Below are 17,653 nucleotides of genomic sequence, written 5' to 3'. Positions count from 1 at the left end.
AGCATGTCGGATAATGCCAAGCACTACGACCATTTCAAAGTCGAGGGGCCGGCCGTTAAGACGCTGGTCGAGGGCTTTAAAGCAATCGACGCCAAGCGCCAAGCCATCATCGCCGGGCTGCAAGCCGAGTTCGATGCGGTAGCGCACACCAATTCATACGGGTTCGGCGACAAAGGGAGCCGCGTATGTAACTTGGTGTGGCCTGCTGATCATGAATTCCCGTGCCAGACCACCATCAAGCATCGTACTTATTTCAAAGATGCTCCGGTTGTCATCGCCCGAGGAAAGGGTAACACCAAGGAAGGACGGGAATTCAACAAGCAGCTGGATGCGGCGATCGCCAAGGCAAACAGCGCGCTGGCAGACCTGCCGCCGTGGCAGACCTACATCATCAACCACTACGGCATCATGCGTACCGGCTTCGGTACCGGTACGTCCAGAGGCATTCCCATGCTGAGCACCTACGGCGGCCTCTGCCCTGGGCGCGATAACTGCCTGCTGTTTGCCATCCCGAACACGAAATCGCGCGACGGCGAGGTTGGGCACGGCGACGTGATCATCCCTCCAGAATTCCAGAAGCTGACGTATGGCCAGTACTACGATCTCGTCCAACCAGAGCGGGAGGAAGTATGAAAGAGCGCCCGGTGATGCCAGCACTCGACGGCAAAAGCATTTTGGATATGTGCTGCGGCCCGCGCATGTTCTGGTTCGACAAAGAAGACGAGCGCGCTGTATTCAGTGACAAGCGCAGCGAGAGCCACACCCTGTGCGATGGTCGGAAACTGGTTATCTCCCCTGACCTGATCGCCGACTTCACAGCGCTACCGTTTGCAGACGGTAGTTTTCCTGTCGTCGTGTTCGATCCGCCGCACCTGGAGCGCGTCGGCCCCAACGGCTGGCAGGGCAAAAAGTACGGGAAGCTCGATCGCGAAACATGGCGCAATGAACTGCGTGCCGGGTTCGCTGAGGCTTTCCGCGTTCTGCGGCCACAAGGCGTGCTGATCTTCAAATGGAACGAAACCCAGATACCGGTTAGCCAGATCATCGCCCTCACAGACGAGAAACCGGCTATCTGGCAGCGCACCGGCAAGAACGATAAGACGCACTGGATCATCTTCGTGAAGGGGGCTGGCAATGGCTAAGCGAGTCAGCACCCAAATCGTCAGCAGCGTCTTTGTAAAGAAAGCCGTCGTCATGTGGTACGTGCCGCGGCGATTCGAAAACCAGGTAGAGCCCGGAATGAAAGTCGTGTTCTGGAACTCAGGCGAATATTACGGCCGGATCCGCCGGCTGTAGGAGACAACATCATGAGCAAATTGATCACCGCAGTTGAACCAAAGCGTGACCAGTACGGCTACTGGACGCACCCGGATTACTTTGTGCCTGCCAATGGCGCGGAATATGGCACGCCTGGTGAATTTGAGGCGTGGAAAGAAGCAAACCGCGTCACTGGCGCGCTGCAGTGGATGGAAAATCATGCCACTGCCGAACAGATCGATGCGTATGAATCCGGGGACGGCGATATTAGCGGCTGGGAGCCCACACCGCCGGCGGGCGATGGATGGTTTATTGCTTCGATCCACGATACAGAGGACGGCCCAGTCTGCTACTGGTTACAGCCCGTTGAAAATGATCCTGATGCCTTACGTAATCTCATTGAAAAGCACCACACCGAAGCTTTGAAACAGGAATTTATCGACGCTCACCGAGTAAGCACAGAAGCAGCCTATGCCTACTTCTGTGCTTGCGAGCTGGGTGAAGAACGCATCAACGCTGGTGAAATTTACCAGCGCATTCGGCTGGCTACTCGCCGCGGGGGTTACTGATGAGCAAGTACACGTTCGTTGTTGAGTTCGAGGAAGGCAAAGAGCCTGGCGTCGGATTTGGCACAAAGATCCTCGGTGGGAAGTTATGCATGGTGGCGTTCGAAGACATTCGAAAATACCAGCTTGAAGAGGAAGAGGCTTACGCCTTGAAAGAGTTCATTGGTGAGCACCAGGCAGATTTCACGGCGTGCTGTGAAGAGAATGAAGTTTCCGGTGAAGCCATTCACGAAAAACTACGTCATCAATCATGAGGCAGCAGATGGACAATAAGCTGAGCGAACTGAGCAAGCCCGAGCAATTTGATGCAGAGGTAGAAATTCACGGCGGCGAACCTTTCGCTGTATGGGCGCCAGCGGTAAACGGCTCACACGTCAAGAAAGAGCAATATTTTGCCTTGCTGGCAGAGCTGGAGGCCACAAGAAAGCAAAGTCAAGAGTTAGCGAGGCAATGCGGAAGATTAGGCGCCAGAGCTGCAATAGCTGAACGCAAGCTGGCTACGCCGGTGCGGCTGTCCTGTGAAACGCATCCTCGTTGCCGTACTCAGCATGCCAAAGACGTTCGTGCCGCCGGGTTCAAAGTCATGGGGGATGAGCAATGTTAACGATCGAGCAGTTGAGAGCGCGCGCTAAGTTCTGGCGCGAAAAAGCGGTAGAAGCGAAATGGGAATCGGTGAGCATTGCGCAGGACATGCTGCAGAACGCCGACGCTTTTGATGAGTTGGCGGCTAACCGGGAGGCGCAGCCGGTGGCGCTGGTTGACCTTCGCCCAGCAGCAAGCGGAAGCATCTGTTGGCAAAACGGCGGCAAAGACCTGCCGCATGGCACCGAACTTTTCACCGCCCCGCCAGCGCCAGCAATGGTGGGAGAATTGCTTGAGGCTATGGAAGAAGTTATCCGCATTTCCGATCGCGACCATGATGCCTGGAACAGAGTAAAGGTAGCTATCACTGCCTGCCGCGGCGCAATTTTACCTGCACCGCATGAGCCGGATCCGATTGACGTGTTTGTCGCGCAGGTTTGCGGTGATCTCTCAGCTGGCCACCAGCGATAAAAATACCGGCCCGTTGCAGCGGGCCTATTGTGTGGAGGAAAAACCATGGCCGATAAATTAATGCGCGCAAGCAAATGGCTCGCTCGTGAATTTGAAGAAGGCTCAATCCCAGATAAACGCACTGTCAAGCGTTGGATTGAAAACGGTAAAGTTAGAGGGAAGGTAGTAGACGGTATGTCATATGTTTATTCATCTGAGCGTTGGGGAGTTCAATCTAAAGTTTCCCATGCTGTTGACCAACTAATTAGGGAGTCCTAATGGCTGCCCGTCCGCGCCGGCGGGAAAACCGGCATTTACCAGATCAACTTTATTTCGATAAAACCACTGGTGTTTACCGCTTCACTCTGGTCACGGGGAAACGCAAGTCGCTGGGTAAAGATCGGGCACTGGCAATCGATATTGCACGCGAATACAACAACAGAATGCGTCCAGAAAATGCAATATCAATAGACTCACTTATCAGGGAGTCTGGAGGTATACAAGGAGAAGCTCTCCCCTTCGCTGAACATGTAGATAGAATAATGGCGAGAGCTATTGAAGATGAACGTCCATCCGACAATACGAAAGATGATTGGAATAATGATGCCAAGCGGGTGAAAGAATTTTTTGTAAATATACCGGCATGTGATATCGAACTGGAGCATGTCAACGCTTATATAAAAGAATACCATGCGGAAGCGTCAGCCAACGTTCAAAACAGAAAGGTCAGCTTCTTAAAGAAACTATTCAGTTACGCTGTAGATGAATCGTTAATGCTGGATAACCCGGCCACGCGCAAGAAAATGCGACGAACAGATGAGAAAAAGAGACAGCGCTTATCCCTGGAGCATTTCTTGGCTATTCGTAATGCAGCATTGCCATGGTTACGAACAGCCATGGATCTCGCATTACAGACAACACATGCACGCCTTGAGGTATCCCGGATCCGCTATTCTATACGTGAACCAAAGAATGGGATTTGTGGGTGCGTATGGTTGGAACAGCCCGTGAATGGCATTTATGGCACGCTATATATTCACCGGCAAAAAGTACAAAAGAAAGAGGCTTCACACGTTGCCATTCCGATCGGGGAGGTTTTGAAGAAGATCATCGAGGAAAGTAGAGACAATGTAGCTAGCCCATACGTTGTGCATCGCATACCTGACCGGAACGTGAAACGCAGCAAAGAAGTTGCTCACCCGACTCAGGTTGCACCTGATTACCTTAGCCGTTCCTTTTCCAAATTACGCGATCAGCTTGGGTTATCCGATCACCTGGAAATGGAAGAGCGGCCAACATTCCATGAGATACGTGCTTTAGCCGCTCACCTTTTTGACAACCAGGGGATAGATCCACAAGGTCGAATGGCACATAGCGACGCAAAATCTACCAAAATCTACACCCAGAATCACATCGATTGGGTGGTTGTACCGCATGGAGAAATCTCAGTAGGTTAGTGAAATTGGGGGGCTCTTCCCCCCAGTTAACTATCAGTCGTAAAATGGTGGTAACCCGCCAGAAAGTGCCTCGATAGCATCCCTAGCTTTCATCCCAACCATCCCTTTTCGAGTAACAAACAGATCTGCATGATGTGGGGTGTTCTCGTATCCATTGTCCCTTAAGAAGCTATTGTACTCATCAACAAGTCTCTCGCGATCCAGAGATTCCCAGTACAGTTGGTTAGGGCTTTTCCGTGGCATTCTGCCTTCCTCAATTAACATTATTTTTTGAATTATAACGGATAAGCTAAGATGGCAAAACCCACCCTAACTCGTTGATGTTTATAAGCCAAGTTATGCACAAAATGCACTGTTTGTTTAAACAGTGAAATGGCTTTAAACCCAGAACTGGCGCGGCTTTTAGCGTATTTCGAACGGCATCATGGGGTGTCGGGGGTCGGAGGTTCGAATCCTCTCATGCCGACCAAATTTAAGAAAACCTGCTGTAACAGCAGGTTTTTTTTCGTCTGCACACTGAGAGGATGAGAATCTCCGAAGGAGGTTTGAGCCGAACGTAGTGAGACCACGTTGCTTTAGCAACGGCCCGCAGGGCAAGCATCGAAGATGCGCATAATCCTCTCATGCCGACCAAATTCAAGAAAACCTGCTGTAACAGCAGGTTTTTTTTCGTCTGTCGTTTACGCGGAGAGTTTGACGATCGCCGCCGGAATGCCCTGACGCACCGCCGCACCGGTCACCCAATCCAGCCAAGTGTTCGGTACTTCGCGCGTCGGATCGGCAAAGCCCAAATCGTTGAGGTTGATGCCGGCAGCGATGCGCTCATCCATCGCCAGTGGCTCGCCGTCCAAGTAGTGCTGGCTGGCCCCCATCTCCCGGTGGCCGTAGCCGTGTTCCACCGCGATCACGCCGGGCATCACCCCCGCCAGCAAACTGATCTGCGCCTCCCGGCTACCGCCCGGCGTACTGATGCTCACCCAATCACCGTGTTGAATGCCGAAACGCACCCCGTCCGCCGGGTTCAGGGCCACCAGGTTCACCGGCTTCACGTCGTGCAGGCGCCGGATCACTGCGTTGGAGCTGCTCATCACATTGGATTTGAAGGACATCAGCCGCAGCGGCCACTGCCGCTCAGGGTAGAGCTCTTCCACCGCGCGGCCGTCCGACAAACGCGCCGGGTAGCAGGTGGGGCAGCCGCTGAAACGCTCGCCGGTAATCGCATGCCGGTGCTTCGCCACTTCCGCATTCCAGATCTGCAGAGGCTTCTCCCAGCGGTTGCCCACGCTGCCGTCGCGACGGCCGCTGTCATGCTCGGCGAACCGGCCGCCGCGGCTGTAGATAAACGCCACGCGGTCGACTTCATCGGCGCGCAGCGTCTGCGCAAGCTGCGGCAACAAGCGATCGACGCCGGTCAGCGCCAGCTCTTCCGCTTGCACGGCCGGCACCGGCGCTTTGCCGGCAAACGCCACGTTGGCGGCGGCGCGCAGATAATAATCCTCGGCGCGGTTGAGCGGCAGCAGCCCGCCCTGGCCGTCGCCGATTGCGCGGTAGCCAAACCCCGGCAGCGCCAGGCGTTTGGCTACCGCGATGCAAAACGCCTCCATGGAGATCGGCTGCCCTTGCGCCGTTTTCGCGGTCGCCGGCGTCACTATCGGCCAGCGTGCAGTGGTGGCCTTGCTGGCGACTCCCCCCCAGGGGGCGCTGAACCCCCAGCTCTCAAAGTTATGGGTATCCGGGACGATATAGTCGGCCAGCGCCGTCGTTTCGTTGATAAACGCATCGATGGCGATAAACAGCGGCAAACGCGCCGGATCTTTCAGCCGCTCTTCCGCCACGCCGCGCAACCCGGCGATACCGTACAAGGGGTTAGTCATGTTCGAGATCCAGGCCTTCAGCCCGTACGGATACCCCGCCAGCGCCGACGTCAGCAGCTCGGTCAACTGCCCGGCGACGAACGGATACCAGGGCGCCCTGGCAGGCCAGGGTGAAACGCCCGCCGCCACTTTTTCCCGGTATTCGTCGGAGGTTTCATAAGCGGCCTTGCTGCGCGCGATATTCAACCCCTTCGGTTTTACCAGGCCGGGAAACTCGACCAGGTTATAGCGCGGCCCCTCGGCGAAGCCGTTGAATTTGCCGCCTCCGACAAACACCCCGCCCGCCAGGCTCAGGTTACCGATCAACACGTTGAGCATCATCACCGACCAGGTATTGTAAAACCCGTTTGCCGCCATCATCCCGCCATGGGCGATCACCGCCGCCTTGCGCCCGTGGGCGGTAAAGGCTTCGGCCAGCGCCGCGATACGCGCCACCGGCACGCCGCATTCCCGGCTGTACGCCTCCGGCGACAGTTTGTCGGCGGCCTCTTTCAGACACTGGAAACCGCTTTTCACCGCCACCTGCGCGCCGTCGTGCAGCGTCACCGTGCGGGTTACCCACAGTTCGGCGCGGTCGCACGCCTCGGCCGGCACCAGTTCCCCCGCGCCGTTGACTACCAGCGGCGACGCCGACTCGGTACCGTTCAGATGAGCGAGCGTCAGATGCTGCCCCGCCAGCGGGTGCTCGCTCTCGGCGATCACCAGATGCGTGGCGTTGGTCCAGCTCTTCTCGCCGGCGCGTTGCATGGCGGCCTCCGACGGGATGGCGAGATAGCCGGCCTGATAACGCCGGTTGTCGAGGATCCAACGGATCATCGCCATCGCCAGCGCCGAGTCGGTGCCCGGCAGCACCGGGATCCAATGGCCATGATCGTCCGCCAGCGTGGTGGTCAGCGGCAGCGCCGGCGCCACTACCGCATAGCGGAACTCGCTGCGCAATCTGGCGCTGGCCAACTGCCGGGCCTGGCGCTTGAACGGGTTGCCGGACTGCGCCGGCGAGGTGCCCATAAACAGCGCGAATTCGACCTGTTCCCAATCCGGTTTCACGTGCGGGTTCTTGTCCAGATCGTTCATCAACGCGCCGGAACCGGCACGGTAGGCCAGCCCGCAGTATGCGCCGTGCGCGCCGAAGTTTTTGCTGCCGAAACTGTTCTGAGCGAAGCGCCGCAGGAAGCTGTCGCGCCCGTCGTCACCGGCGTTGGTCACCAGCAGCTGGTTGGCTTTCGGCCCCAGCCCCGGCAGCCGAGCGTCGATCGGCGTTTCCAGATCGCGGATCGCCCGCAGGCCGTCCACATGCCCCTCGCCGAACAGATCGCCGCCCTCTACCACTTCAGCGATCAACTGTTCGAAGCTGATGCGTTGCCACTTGCCCTCGCCGCGCTTGCCGACGCGCTTCATCGGCTCCAGTACGCGCATCGGGCTGTAAAGCCCCTCCAGCAGCGTGGCGCCGCGCGCGCAGGCGGTCGAACGGGCATCGAGGCCGCTTTCGCCGCCCAGCTGCGCCAACGCGTCCTGCAGCGGCAAGGCAGAGTCGACGTGCCGTTCCTGAGACAGCGGATGATAAGGGTTGCCGGCGATACGCAGTACCCGGTCGGTCTGCCTATCCACCCGTACCCGCACGCCACATTGCGTCCAGCAACCGAAACATTGGGTCATCGAGATGGCCTGCTGCGAATTGCCTTGCCATTCCGGCACCGCCCGCCCTTCGGGCGGCAGAGAGTTGCCGTTGATGCGATCCAACGTCACCCGCCCTGAGGTGCCGTGAATCAAACCGTCGATCGCCCGTTTGGCGACTTCCCAGTAACTCAGGCCGAAAGCGGACAATCCGCCGAAGGCCAGGCCCACTTTCAACCACTGACGCCGGGTGAGTTTAGCCATGTTGTTTTCTCCGCAGTAAAAACGCCTGTGCTTCACGCACCATGATCATTAACGCCAGCCACAGCCCGAAGGTGCCGACGATCGCCAGCAAGCCGTCGCTGCCGAACGGCAGGCTATAGAAGTGGTAAGACGCGTTGTATTTCGGGACGGTTTGCACTTCGATCAACAGCGTCCAGCGCATCAACCAGTTCAGTCCCAGCGCACAGGTCACCAGCAGCGGCGCACCGCCGCGCGGCAAGCGCCGATAGCCCGCCCAGACGGCGCACGCCAGCGCCAGCCCCCACAACGCAATCCACCCGGCGGCATACCAGCGCGCCATCGCCTGCGTCTGCAGCCAGTGGCGTACCGCCGAGCCGGATAACGTATCGCCGCACACCCACAGCAGGATCGCCCCGCCGAGCAGCAGCAACGTCAACAGCATCCCGCGCGCCAGTGGCGCTTGCAGGCCGGGCCGTTCGCGCAATGTCAGCAGCAGCAAGGCCAAGAGCGCCTGCAGCGCGCTGAGGAACATCACGATCGGAAATGCGTAGCTGAACCAGATTGGGCGGGCGCGCACGACGGAAACCTCACGCCCGGTGTACAACAGCAGGCCGATAGCCACCAGCGCGCAAGCAGGCGCGATCCCACGCAGCAGCGCCACTCGCCTGCCCGTCAGCCGTGTAAATTCGATCGCGAGAAACCACAGGCCGATCAGCAGGGTAAACAGCGGCAAGAACAGCGCACCCCACGGCATCCACGACCAGGGCGTCGGGTAGGCGTAGAAATGCCAAAAGCGAGCGGTTTGATGCAGGTCGGCGGTCAGCGCCAGCGGCGCGGTGATGGCGCACGTCAGCCCGATAAACAGCGCCGTGCGCTCCAAATGTGCGGCGTTGTCTCCACCGCGCCAGCGCCACACGCAGGCCAGCAGCGCGGCGCAGGCGGCAATGCCGATAAAGAAGAAATATTGTACGGCCCACGGCAGCCAGCTCACCGCCTGCGGCTGGCTCAGAACTTCTGCGATCATCAGTTGGCGGCTCATCGTCCCTCCCCCCATAAAGCGACCTGCGCCCGCCCCGGCAGCGGCGTGACGAAGGCGTCATCCAGCCCCAGATAAAACACATGGGGCGCAGTTTGGTTCTCCGGCTTGAGGACTTTGATCTCGGCCTCGTGGCGCCGCAGCAGCTTGCTCAACGTACTGTGCGGATCGCGCATATCGCCGATGATCCGCGCCCCGCCCACGCACGACTCCACGCACGACTCCACGCACGCCGGCAACAGTCCCGCCTCCAGCCGGTGCACGCAGAAGGTACATTTGTCCGCCGTTTGGGTAGCGTGATTGATAAAACGGGCATCGTACGGACAGGCCTGCACGCAATAGGCGCACCCCACGCAGCGTTTGTTGTCGATCACCACGATCCCGTCCTCGCGTTGGAAGGTGGCCTGTACCGGGCATACCGGCACGCAGGGCGGGTTGTCGCAGTGGTTGCACAGCCTGGGCAGCAGCACGTTGGTCGCCACCTCTTCGCCTTCGAGGCTGACCTGGTACTGGTTTACCGTCGTGCGGAACTCGCCGTGCGGCGTCTGGTTTTCAATGGCGCAGCTCACGGTACAGGCCTGGCACCCGACGCAGCGCCGCAGATCGATCAGCATCGCGTAACGGCGGCTCGCATCTCCCTCGCGCCGCGTCGGTGCTAACGTCAGCCCGGCCTCCGCCACGGGGATCAGCGAAGCCCCCGCCGTCAACACGCCCAGCCGCTGCAAAAACTGCCGTTTACCGAAATCCATGCGCCTCTCCCACGTCCTGGGCATCACCCCGATCACGCTATTGATGCCCGTTAGATGAATAAACAATGTCGATGATTTACAGTGTAAAAATGACATTGGGCTCAGCTCTATTGTGGTTAACCACATACCGAACCTAACGTTGATCTAAAACAAGTGACGGCAGGCAGATTGCCCATCAGGAGGGGCCGTGAAGGTCGTGTTATTACTGTTCAGTCTCGGCTGGGGGATGGCGGCACAGGCGGACGAGTGGTCGGTCGGCGTGCTGGCGATGCGCGGCGATGCGGCGACCGCGCGTGACTGGCAGCCGCTGATCGACAGTCTCAACGGCAGCGTCGGCAGTGAACGCTTCCGCCTGCAGCCGCTCGATCTGGCGCAGATGCGCGAAGCGGTCAATCGGGGCAGCGTGCAGTTCGTGGTCACTAATCCGGCGCAGTTCGTGCAGTTGAACAGCCACTATCATCTGCGCTGGCTGGCGTCGTTGCGCGCCGCCAACGGCGATCGGGCAACGGGCAACATCATCGGCAGCGTGATTTTGGTGCGGCGCGACAGCGGCATTACGACGCCGCAGGCGCTGATGGGCAAAACGGTGGGCGCCATCGATCCGCAGGCCTTCGGCGGCTATCTGACCGGTTATAAGGCGCTCAGCGACGCCGGCATACGGCCCGAGCGCGATTTTCACCTGCGCTTTACCGGCTTCCCTGCCGACGCCCTGATCTATCTGTTGCGCGAACGCGCCATTCAGGCCGCCATCGTCCCGGTCTGCCTGCTGGAGAAAATGGATAAGGAAGGCCTGATCAATCCGGCGGATTTTCGCCCGCTGTTGCAACAGGCCACGTCGGTTCCCTGCGTCACCAGCACGCCGCTTTACCCCAACTGGTCGTTCGCCGCCCTGCCCGGTCTGGATAACTCACTGGTGGATGCGGTGGCAAGAGCCTTGCTGACCGCACCGCCGCAGTCTCCCTTTCAGTGGGGCGCACCGGCCTCGACCAGCGAGGTGGAAGCGCTGCTGCGCGCCGTCAATCGACACCCGGAACAGCGGCGGCTATGGCTGGATATCAAGAGCTGGCTGATCCAGCATCAGACGGCCGTCGGACTGTCGCTGGCGGTGCTGTCGCTGTTGATCGTCAACCATATCTGGATCGCGCTGCTGGTACGCCGGCGCGGGCGGCAACTGCTCCATGCCGGAGAGCAACTGCGGCGACAGGAGCAGGCGCTGGAGAATGCCAGGCAGCTGAACGTGCTGGGGGAAATGGCCTCCGGCTTCGCACACGAGCTCAATCAACCGCTGGCGGCTATTCGCCACTATGCGCAGGGATGCCTGATCCAACTGCGTAAAACGGACACCGGGCATCCGCTGCTGGGGCCGCTGGAAAATATCGACCGGCAGGCGCAGCGCGGCGGCGAGACGATTCATAACCTGCGCCAGTGGGTGCGGCCCACCGATGAGGCGATAGATCAAACGAGCTGGCGGCCCACTGCGGTAAGCGAAACCGCCGAGCGGGTGTGGACACTGCTGCGCCTGACGCAGCGCTATCCCGACCTGACGTTGTTCAACAATGTGGCACCTTCGCTGACGCTAACCCTGCCGCCGGCGCTGCTGGAACAGCTGCTGGTGAACCTGCTGCTGAATGCGGCGCAGGCCGGGGCCAATGCCGTCTGGCTTTCCGCCGCCGCGGGCGAACGGGCGATCGAGTTGCATCTGCAGGACAACGCGGGCGGCATGACAACGGCCGGGCTGGAACAGGCTTTTCGCCCCTTCAACACCACCAAAGCCGGCGGCATGGGGTTGGGGTTAGCCATTTGCCGGCGCCTGGCCCGCTATGGCGGCGGCGAAATCCGCCTGGCTAATCGCCCGGCCCCCGACAGCCGCAATGGGCTGTGCGTAACGCTGCATTTCATATTGAACGATGAGGAAAACCATGTCGCTAATTCATCTGGTGGATGATGACGTCGCCGTCACCGACGCCTGCCATTTTTTGCTGAGCAGCCTCGGCCACAACGTGCACTGCTGGAATGACAGCGCCGGCTTTTTGGCGCAGGCCGACCTGTTTCAGACCGGGATCGTCTTGCTGGACATGCGGATGCCGAAGTTCGATGGCCACCAGGTTTACGGGGAACTGCGCCGCCAGGGCAGCACACTGGCGGTGGTGTTCCTGTCCGGCCATGGCGACGTGCCGATGGCGGTGGAACAGATGAAGCACGGCGCGGTGGATTTCCTGCAAAAACCGATCGCCGCTGAACCGCTGATCGCCGCCCTCGAACGGGCGCAGCAGGCCTCCGCCGAGGCCTGGCAATGCCATGAAACTTGCGGCCGCTACCGCACGCTCACGCCGAAAGAACGCGACATCGCGCATCTGGTGGTGCGAGGCATGATGAACAGGGAAATGGCGGAACGGCTGAATATCGCCCTGCGCACCGTGGAGGTTCACCGGGCGAAAGTGATGGAGAAAATGCAGGCCGCCAGCCTGGCGGAATTGGTGATTCAGCTGCAGGCTTTACCGCACGCCGCGCACGAATGAACGCATCGTGCAAAATTCCGCTCCCCCTCTTGCCAACCGACCTTCCTCAGGCCAGAATACTGTACATTAAATCAGTATTTACAGGTGAGTCATGTTTGTAGAATTGGTGTACGACAAACGCAACGTCGCTGGGTTACCCAACGCCGCCGAGATTATTCGCAACGAGCTGGAAAAACGCGTGCATGCGCTGTTCCCGGGGGCGGACGTACGCGTGAAGCCGATGCAGGCCAACGGCCTGAACTCCGACGCCAGCAAAAGCGATCGTGAGAAGTTGAACCGAATGTTGGAAGAGATGTTCGAAGAAGCGGATCAGTGGCTGGTCACTGAGATTTGAACCCTACCTGATAGCCGGCTCATCCTCCGGCTATATTTCTGCCAGAATAAGCCATCGGCTCCTTCCCCTCCGTGATGAATGTCCAAGCTCCATGCGGCAGATGAAAACCCGCCTAATAGGTTAATTTGATCCTCCGGTGTCAGCATGCAGCGCATAACAAAAAGCCCCAGCATCTCTGCTGGGGCCTCTGTCATGGTGCCGGCTACCGGAATCGAACTGGTGACCTACTGATTACAAGTCAGTTGCTCTACCTACTGAGCTAAGCCGGCTGAATTTGGCGGAAGGACAGAGATTCGAACTCTGGGAGCTGTTACACTCGACGGTTTTCAAGACCGTTGCCTTAAACCACTCGGCCATCCTTCCAATGGGCGCTGATATTAGCGATACCGTTATGAAATGTCTATCGTTTTCATGCAAAAAAATGGGATTGGCGGCGCAGTTGCCTAAACTTCAGGCCTTAAACGCTTAAAAAATGAAAAGCCCCGCGCAAGCGAGGCTTTTTGGGCCGGCCGAAACGCGATTACTTCGGCTGCGAATCGTAGTCTGAACAGGTTTGATAGCCCTTGTTCATGACATGGCCCGTGTCGTTGTAGCTGACAAAGTACGTCTGCACCTTGCCGTCGCGCGGCGCCACCGCATAGGTGTCGCAGGTGCCCTGCGCATGAACCAGCGTGGCAGTGGTCGACGGCGGACCGGCGATAGCCCGCACCTGCTGCTTGGTCATCCCTACTTTGACATCGCTGACCACCGGCTCATTGACATAACTGGCTGCACGATCATAGGTGGTGCAACCGGCAAGAATGGAAAATACCGCCGCAGTGCCGACGGCCAAAACCAACTTCTTCGTCATAGCTTGTCCTCTTGGAGTGCATTTGTTGTCCCCTAAGTCTAGAAGCAGGAAGGCTTTTCTACAAATTCCCCTTTGTCGATCGGTGCGCTTTTGCCCTCAGGAGGCCATCGCCAACACGCCATCAGATTCAAAAACCGAAATCGCTCAGCGCCGGAACAGCGTCCGGGCGCCGACCGAGCGGCCAATAAAAACGCCGATCCTGTTCGCGGATCGGCATGTCATTGATGCAGGCATGGCGGTTGATCATCAGCCCCTCCTGATTGAACTCCCAATTCTCATTGCCGAAACTGCGATACCAGTTGCCGGAATCGTCGCGCCATTCATAGGCGAAACGCACCGCGATGCGGGCGCCATCAAACGCCCACAGCTCCTTAATCAGCCGATACTCCAGTTCTTTCGCCCATTTGCGTTGCAAAAAGCCGACCACCGCTGCGCGGCCATCGACAAACTCCGCGCGGTTACGCCAGTGGGTATCGAGGGAATACACCTGCGATACGCGTTCAGGATCGCGGCTGTTCCAGGCATCCTCCGCCAACCGCACCTTCTCGATGGCGGATTGGCGGGTAAAAGGCGGCAATGGGGGTTTAATGCTCATGTTCATCTCCTGGGTGAAAGCAAGTAGACAACTCTGTCTACTACATTACGCTAGCGCAAGTAGACAGAGTTGTCTACAATCACTCAAAAATAGCCTGGGAGAAAATGATGACCGCCGATCTCGACGCCTTGCCCGCCCGCCAGCGCATCCTGCTGACGGCGCACGATCTGTTTTATCAAGAAGGGATCCGAGCCACCGGTATCGATCGGATCATCAAGGAATCGGGCGTGACCAAGGTGACGTTTTACCGCCACTTTCCCAGCAAGAACGACTTGATTACGGCGTTTTTGACCTATCGCCATCAGCAGTGGTTAGCCTGGTTCAGCACAGCGTTGACCAGGCATGTGGCGCAGAGCGGCGGATTGCTGCCGGCCCTGGCGCCCTGCCTGGCGGAATGGTTCGACGATCCGCGCTTTCGCGGCTGCGCGTTTATCAATACGGCGGTGGAGCTTGCCGACCTGCTGCCGGAAAGCCTGCACATCGCCGGCCAGCATAAGCGGCGGATGGCGGACGAGCTGGCACGTCACCTGCCCGCCGGCCCACAGCGGGAACAGCACGCAGCGATGTTGGCGATGCTGATCGACGGTGCCATCGTCAGAGTGCAGATAGAGCGGCAACCGCAGGCCGCGCTGCAGGTGCTGAATGCCGCGTTGGACATGTTAGCGCAAGGCGGGTTCGATCAGTAATTGGCCCAAATGCCCGGCGTCACCAGTTCCAACAGGTGGGCGTCGGGATCGCGAAAATAAATGCTCTCCCCGCCGTGTTCCCAGCGCATCCGCCCCTCAATCTCCACGCCGTTGGCCATCAGATGCCGCTCCCAGTGCGGCAATTGCTCTTTCGCCACCGCCAGCCCGATATGCGCCGGCCCCACGCCATCGTGCGCGGGAATAAACCCGGTCGGATAGTGCGCCCCGCTTAGCGAATCGCCCTCGATAAACAGCAACAGTACGCTCCGATCGCCGACGTTATAGGCGCGAAACCGTTCGTTGGCGACCATCGTCGGCAGCTTCAGCACCTCCCGGTAAAAAACGTCCGCGCATTCAATATCGCTGACGTACAACACCGTTTCGATCACCTTATCGATCTTGAGTTCCATATCACCTCCGCTCTGTTTGCTGTACTGACAGCGTAGGCCGGATGGAGGCGATCGGAAGCGCTTCCCGTGCCGGCAACGGCTCAATTCGTGCTTTTTACCGGCAAAAAAAACGCGGCCCGAAGGCCGCGCTGTGTCATTCACACGCTGGTGCTTAGAACTGGTAAACCAGGCCCACGGCAACTACGTTGTCGGTGTTGATGCCGGCAGCGTCGGTGAAATCGTTGTTGTCCACCAGGTTGATTTTGTAATCAACATAAGTAGACATGTTTTTGTTGAAGAAGTAGGTCGCACCCAGGTCGACGAATTTGACCAGATCTTGATCGCCGTAGTCCTTGCCGTTGCCGGCACGGCCCAGGTCTTTACCTTTGGTCTGGTTATAACCCACGAACGGACGCAGACCGAAGTCGAACTGGTAGTGCGCGTAGGCTTCGAAGCTCTGCGCCTTGTTAGCGTAGCCATAAACGCTGCTATCGGAACTACCGAAACGCGCCGCGTTGTAGGACTGGGTGAACATCACCGCCAGGTAAACATCGTTGGCGTCATATTTCAGACCGCCGGAGTACCCTTCAGCCTTGTCGCCGCGGCCCATGATGTTCTGGTGACCGTTACCGCCATTCTGCTCGCTGGTGCGGCGAGAGTTGAAGAAGGCGCCCGCGGCGCTGATGCCGTAGCCCATGTCATAGCTCATGGACATACCGTAGCCTTCGCCGTTTTGACCCAGAACGTCACGACCGTTGTTGGTCTCTTCGCCGTTGCCGTTTTTACCCTGGTACTGCAGGGCGAAGTTCAGGCCGTCAACCAGACCGAAGAAGTCGTTGTTACGGTAGGTCGCCAGGCCACTGGAGCGCTGGAACATGAACTGGTCGGCGCCATAGGTCATACCGTCGAACTCAGGCTGCAAGTCGGTATACGCCGCGACGTCGTACAGCACGCCGGTGTTACGGCCGTAGTCGAAGGAGCCGTAGTCGCCGAATTTCAGACCGGCGAAGCCGTAACGGGTGAAGTTTTTGTTGTCCTGGCTTTCAGCGTGGTTCAGGTTCGCCTGATATTCCCACTGGCCGTAACCGGTCAGTTGATCGCTGATTTGCGTTTCGCCGCGCAGGCCAAAACGCATATAAGACTGATCGCCGTCCACGCCGTTGTTGCTGGAGAAATAGTGAAGACCGTCGACTTTACCGTACAAATCCAGTTTATTACCGTCTTTGTTGTAGATTTCCGCCGCGCCTGCTGTGCCTGCAACCAGCAGTGCGGGTACCATCAGAGAGAGTACTCGAAGTTTCATCGTTATTATCCTCGTTAATTATGTCGAGCTACGGCCACTGCCCTTTTCGAGCATTATTAGCACGACTGTGCATTACCATTCTGGTAACAAGGGTTATATTAATCCAGAAAGAAAATGATACCAAGTATCCGATAGTGTTTCATTGTAATTAATAAAGGTTTCAAAATGTAAATACGCGCGAACTTTCACAAAACCTTACAGACAAACAAAATAAAGCACTTAAAGACAAAGAATAGATTAATTGATAAAAAATCATGTAGTTATACATATCTTTAAGAAAAAAAAGCCAACCATACAATCGAGCCAACCAATAAGCACATTGTGCCAAAACGTTGCCCGCACGCAGCCGCTATAATCACCTCGCTATCATCATTATTTTCATTATTACCTTCATTATCCGAGATCCGAGGATAATTTCTGCATTCCTTTAACCGGCTTCTGGCCGGTTTTTTATTTCCCTCCACACGTCCCTCACCATTTCGACTCGTACAAATAGCACGCAAATAAATAACCTTATGATATAGTTTCATTAATTTACTTTCGCACTAATTGCTAATCTCTTCCCTTATTTTAGTCTACAAATTGTAATTGCTTTTCATTTCATGCTTTATCTCGCCGATTATTTCCCGCCGCAGGCATAATTAGCCGCAGAGTTTCCGTTCTGGTAATCTGAAAAAAATGCACCCTCAGCGAGTAAAATTCATGATGCCCTTTCAACCCGACGCGCTATGGCGGCGGCTACAAACCTCTCCCTTCCGCGCTCGCTTCCGTTTAAATGCCAAAGACCAAACGTATCTCGACGGCAAGGGATTGCCGCTGATACTCAGCCATGCCCGCGACTTTATCGACCGCCGCCTGGCCGCCGCCCATCCTAAAAACGACGGCAAGCAAACGCCGATGCGTGGCCACCCGGTGTTCGTCGCCCAGCACGCTACCGCCACCTGTTGCCGAGGTTGTCTGGAAAAGTGGCACGGCATACCACAGGGCGTCGCACTGGACGAGCAGCAAAAGGACTATATTGTCCAGGCTATCGCGCTCTGGCTGGTGCGCAGAGGCGGTGCCAGGAACCTGTCTGGCGCGAATATTTTCGACCCGGATCGCGGATTGTGATAAAAACTGTCAGTAACTTTCACCATTCTTTTGACCCAA

The 17,653-nt window shown here is 57.6% G+C and carries 20 protein-coding genes, 2 tRNA genes and 1 other RNA gene; 14 read left to right on the top strand and 9 right to left on the bottom strand.

Going from position 1 to position 17,653, the window contains the following annotated elements; all coding sequences use genetic code 11:
- Positions 1-3 precede the first annotated feature (3 nt).
- The 9 genes from C9411_RS18630 (at position 4) to C9411_RS18585 (ending at position 4,945) form a co-directional block, all read left to right on the top strand.
- Entirely contained in the window at positions 4-633 is a 630-nt protein-coding gene (locus tag C9411_RS18630) for an Eac protein (protein ID WP_107227631.1), read from the top strand.
- Positions 630-1,142 carry a class I SAM-dependent methyltransferase gene (locus C9411_RS18625; protein WP_233221926.1) on the top strand — a complete coding sequence of 171 codons (513 nt, stop codon included), beginning with the start codon at positions 630-632 and terminating at the stop codon, positions 1,140-1,142. Before C9411_RS18630 ends, C9411_RS18625 begins: the two co-directional genes overlap by 4 nt.
- A gap of 165 nt (positions 1,143-1,307) precedes the next feature.
- Positions 1,308-1,826 (top strand): hypothetical protein, encoded by a 519-nt coding sequence (locus tag C9411_RS18620; RefSeq protein WP_107227630.1) that lies wholly within the window; start codon positions 1,308-1,310, stop codon positions 1,824-1,826.
- Positions 1,826-2,077: a hypothetical protein gene (locus tag C9411_RS18615; protein ID WP_107227629.1), complete on the top strand. Its 252-nt coding sequence runs from the start codon at positions 1,826-1,828 to the stop codon at positions 2,075-2,077. The genes C9411_RS18620 and C9411_RS18615 overlap by 1 nt, the downstream gene beginning before the upstream one ends.
- Positions 2,078-2,085: 8 nt before the next feature.
- A complete protein-coding gene (locus tag C9411_RS18610) occupies positions 2,086-2,427 on the top strand; it encodes a hypothetical protein (protein WP_107227628.1) in 342 nt (113 codons plus the stop codon).
- Complete coding sequence (locus C9411_RS18605) at positions 2,421-2,876, top strand: hypothetical protein (RefSeq protein WP_107227627.1); 456 nt, start codon at positions 2,421-2,423, stop codon at positions 2,874-2,876. The genes C9411_RS18610 and C9411_RS18605 overlap by 7 nt, the downstream gene beginning before the upstream one ends.
- 45 nt (positions 2,877-2,921) lie before the next feature.
- Entirely contained in the window at positions 2,922-3,134 is a 213-nt protein-coding gene (locus C9411_RS18600) for a hypothetical protein (protein WP_072271236.1), read from the top strand.
- A complete protein-coding gene (locus C9411_RS18595) occupies positions 3,134-4,312 on the top strand; it encodes a phage integrase Arm DNA-binding domain-containing protein (RefSeq protein ID WP_107227626.1) in 1,179 nt (392 codons plus the stop codon). The genes C9411_RS18600 and C9411_RS18595 overlap by 1 nt, the downstream gene beginning before the upstream one ends.
- A gap of 503 nt (positions 4,313-4,815) precedes the next feature.
- Positions 4,816-4,945: non-coding RNA, RtT sRNA (locus C9411_RS18585), on the top strand.
- A 47-nt stretch (positions 4,946-4,992) separates the two neighbouring features.
- On the opposite strand, the gene ttrA is transcribed toward C9411_RS18585, so the two are convergent.
- From ttrA to ttrB, 3 genes are read right to left on the bottom strand one after another with little or no spacing between them, the layout of a single operon-like run.
- Positions 4,993-8,064 (bottom strand): tetrathionate reductase subunit TtrA, encoded by a 3,072-nt coding sequence (gene ttrA, locus C9411_RS18580; RefSeq protein ID WP_107227624.1) that lies wholly within the window; start codon positions 8,062-8,064, stop codon positions 4,993-4,995.
- Complete coding sequence (gene ttrC / locus C9411_RS18575; RefSeq protein WP_107227623.1) at positions 8,057-9,082, bottom strand: tetrathionate reductase subunit TtrC; 1,026 nt, start codon at positions 9,080-9,082, stop codon at positions 8,057-8,059. Before ttrC ends, ttrA begins: the two co-directional genes overlap by 8 nt.
- Positions 9,079-9,828 (bottom strand): tetrathionate reductase subunit TtrB, encoded by a 750-nt coding sequence (ttrB, locus tag C9411_RS18570; RefSeq protein WP_107227622.1) that lies wholly within the window; start codon positions 9,826-9,828, stop codon positions 9,079-9,081. Before ttrB ends, ttrC begins: the two co-directional genes overlap by 4 nt.
- Before the next feature lie 226 nt (positions 9,829-10,054).
- Between ttrB and ttrS the strand changes: the two genes are divergently transcribed.
- The 3 genes from ttrS to C9411_RS18555 all read left to right on the top strand — a co-directional run bounded on the left by ttrS (position 10,055) and on the right by C9411_RS18555 (position 12,681).
- On the top strand, positions 10,055-11,773 hold the full coding sequence (gene ttrS, locus C9411_RS18565) for a tetrathionate respiration histidine kinase TtrS (protein WP_107227658.1): 1,719 nt from the start codon (positions 10,055-10,057) through the stop codon (positions 11,771-11,773).
- On the top strand, positions 11,748-12,347 hold the full coding sequence (gene ttrR / locus C9411_RS18560; RefSeq protein ID WP_107227621.1) for a tetrathionate respiration response regulator TtrR: 600 nt from the start codon (positions 11,748-11,750) through the stop codon (positions 12,345-12,347). Before ttrS ends, ttrR begins: the two co-directional genes overlap by 26 nt.
- Before the next feature lie 91 nt (positions 12,348-12,438).
- Positions 12,439-12,681 (top strand): DinI family protein, encoded by a 243-nt coding sequence (locus tag C9411_RS18555; protein WP_063989016.1) that lies wholly within the window; start codon positions 12,439-12,441, stop codon positions 12,679-12,681.
- Positions 12,682-12,874: 193 nt separating this feature from the next.
- On the opposite strand, the gene C9411_RS18550 is transcribed toward C9411_RS18555, so the two are convergent.
- The 4 genes from C9411_RS18550 to C9411_RS18535 all read right to left on the bottom strand — a co-directional run bounded on the left by C9411_RS18550 (position 12,875) and on the right by C9411_RS18535 (position 14,126).
- Positions 12,875-12,950 (bottom strand) — tRNA-Thr (locus C9411_RS18550).
- Positions 12,951-12,956: 6 nt separating this feature from the next.
- A tRNA-Ser gene (locus C9411_RS18545) sits at positions 12,957-13,044 on the bottom strand.
- A gap of 157 nt (positions 13,045-13,201) precedes the next feature.
- Entirely contained in the window at positions 13,202-13,531 is a 330-nt protein-coding gene (osmE, locus tag C9411_RS18540; RefSeq protein ID WP_025303630.1) for an osmotically-inducible lipoprotein OsmE, read from the bottom strand.
- Between the two features lie 127 nt (positions 13,532-13,658).
- Positions 13,659-14,126, bottom strand: a complete 468-nt coding sequence (locus C9411_RS18535) for a nuclear transport factor 2 family protein (protein WP_063989015.1) — start codon at positions 14,124-14,126, stop codon at positions 13,659-13,661.
- Between the two features lie 107 nt (positions 14,127-14,233).
- On the opposite strand from C9411_RS18535, the gene C9411_RS18530 reads away from it, so the two are divergent.
- Entirely contained in the window at positions 14,234-14,812 is a 579-nt protein-coding gene (locus C9411_RS18530; RefSeq protein ID WP_107227620.1) for a TetR/AcrR family transcriptional regulator, read from the top strand.
- On the opposite strand, the gene C9411_RS18525 is transcribed toward C9411_RS18530, so the two are convergent.
- Together C9411_RS18525 and ompC are read right to left on the bottom strand one after the other, a co-directional pair.
- Positions 14,806-15,222, bottom strand: coding sequence for a VOC family protein (locus C9411_RS18525; RefSeq protein ID WP_063989013.1), 417 nt, complete (start codon positions 15,220-15,222; stop codon positions 14,806-14,808). The two genes, C9411_RS18530 and C9411_RS18525, sit on opposite strands and share 7 nt — an antisense overlap.
- A gap of 151 nt (positions 15,223-15,373) precedes the next feature.
- The gene (gene ompC / locus C9411_RS18520) at positions 15,374-16,504 is read right to left on the bottom strand and encodes a porin OmpC (RefSeq protein ID WP_025303634.1); all 1,131 of its coding nucleotides are present in this window, start codon (positions 16,502-16,504) and stop codon (positions 15,374-15,376) included.
- A 705-nt stretch (positions 16,505-17,209) separates the two neighbouring features.
- Between ompC and C9411_RS18515 the strand changes: the two genes are divergently transcribed.
- On the top strand, positions 17,210-17,614 hold the full coding sequence (locus tag C9411_RS18515; protein WP_074181157.1) for a DUF4186 domain-containing protein: 405 nt from the start codon (positions 17,210-17,212) through the stop codon (positions 17,612-17,614).
- Positions 17,615-17,653: the final 39 nt, after the last annotated feature.

This window comes from Serratia sp. Nf2 (genome assembly GCF_003028435.1).
GTDB lineage: Bacteria > Pseudomonadota > Gammaproteobacteria > Enterobacterales > Enterobacteriaceae > Serratia > Serratia marcescens_L.
Note: the sequence above shows the minus strand (reverse complement) of the source record. Positions and strands in the feature narration are given on the sequence as shown.

What these genes read in the sequence shown, in the direction of transcription:
- ttrA (WP_107227624.1), bottom strand. Translation starts at nt 8,064, where the DNA reads ATGGCTAAACTCACCCGGCGTCAGTGGTTGAAAGTGGGCCTGGCCTTC.
- C9411_RS18605 (WP_107227627.1), top strand. Translation starts at nt 2,421, where the DNA reads ATGTTAACGATCGAGCAGTTGAGAGCGCGCGCTAAGTTCTGGCGCGAA.
- ompC (WP_025303634.1), bottom strand. Translation starts at nt 16,504, where the DNA reads ATGAAACTTCGAGTACTCTCTCTGATGGTACCCGCACTGCTGGTTGCA.
- C9411_RS18600 (WP_072271236.1), top strand. Translation starts at nt 2,922, where the DNA reads ATGGCCGATAAATTAATGCGCGCAAGCAAATGGCTCGCTCGTGAATTT.
- osmE (WP_025303630.1), bottom strand. Translation starts at nt 13,531, where the DNA reads ATGACGAAGAAGTTGGTTTTGGCCGTCGGCACTGCGGCGGTATTTTCC.
- C9411_RS18595 (WP_107227626.1), top strand. Translation starts at nt 3,134, where the DNA reads ATGGCTGCCCGTCCGCGCCGGCGGGAAAACCGGCATTTACCAGATCAA.
- C9411_RS18610 (WP_107227628.1), top strand. Translation starts at nt 2,086, where the DNA reads ATGGACAATAAGCTGAGCGAACTGAGCAAGCCCGAGCAATTTGATGCA.
- ttrR (WP_107227621.1), top strand. Translation starts at nt 11,748, where the DNA reads ATGTCGCTAATTCATCTGGTGGATGATGACGTCGCCGTCACCGACGCC.
- C9411_RS18535 (WP_063989015.1), bottom strand. Translation starts at nt 14,126, where the DNA reads ATGAGCATTAAACCCCCATTGCCGCCTTTTACCCGCCAATCCGCCATC.
- C9411_RS18525 (WP_063989013.1), bottom strand. Translation starts at nt 15,222, where the DNA reads ATGGAACTCAAGATCGATAAGGTGATCGAAACGGTGTTGTACGTCAGC.
- C9411_RS18620 (WP_107227630.1), top strand. Translation starts at nt 1,308, where the DNA reads ATGAGCAAATTGATCACCGCAGTTGAACCAAAGCGTGACCAGTACGGC.
- ttrC (WP_107227623.1), bottom strand. Translation starts at nt 9,082, where the DNA reads ATGAGCCGCCAACTGATGATCGCAGAAGTTCTGAGCCAGCCGCAGGCG.
- C9411_RS18555 (WP_063989016.1), top strand. Translation starts at nt 12,439, where the DNA reads ATGTTTGTAGAATTGGTGTACGACAAACGCAACGTCGCTGGGTTACCC.
- C9411_RS18630 (WP_107227631.1), top strand. Translation starts at nt 4, where the DNA reads ATGTCGGATAATGCCAAGCACTACGACCATTTCAAAGTCGAGGGGCCG.
- C9411_RS18530 (WP_107227620.1), top strand. Translation starts at nt 14,234, where the DNA reads ATGACCGCCGATCTCGACGCCTTGCCCGCCCGCCAGCGCATCCTGCTG.
- ttrS (WP_107227658.1), top strand. Translation starts at nt 10,055, where the DNA reads ATGGCGGCACAGGCGGACGAGTGGTCGGTCGGCGTGCTGGCGATGCGC.
- C9411_RS18615 (WP_107227629.1), top strand. Translation starts at nt 1,826, where the DNA reads ATGAGCAAGTACACGTTCGTTGTTGAGTTCGAGGAAGGCAAAGAGCCT.
- ttrB (WP_107227622.1), bottom strand. Translation starts at nt 9,828, where the DNA reads ATGGATTTCGGTAAACGGCAGTTTTTGCAGCGGCTGGGCGTGTTGACG.
- C9411_RS18515 (WP_074181157.1), top strand. Translation starts at nt 17,210, where the DNA reads ATGCCCTTTCAACCCGACGCGCTATGGCGGCGGCTACAAACCTCTCCC.
- C9411_RS18625 (WP_233221926.1), top strand. Translation starts at nt 630, where the DNA reads ATGAAAGAGCGCCCGGTGATGCCAGCACTCGACGGCAAAAGCATTTTG.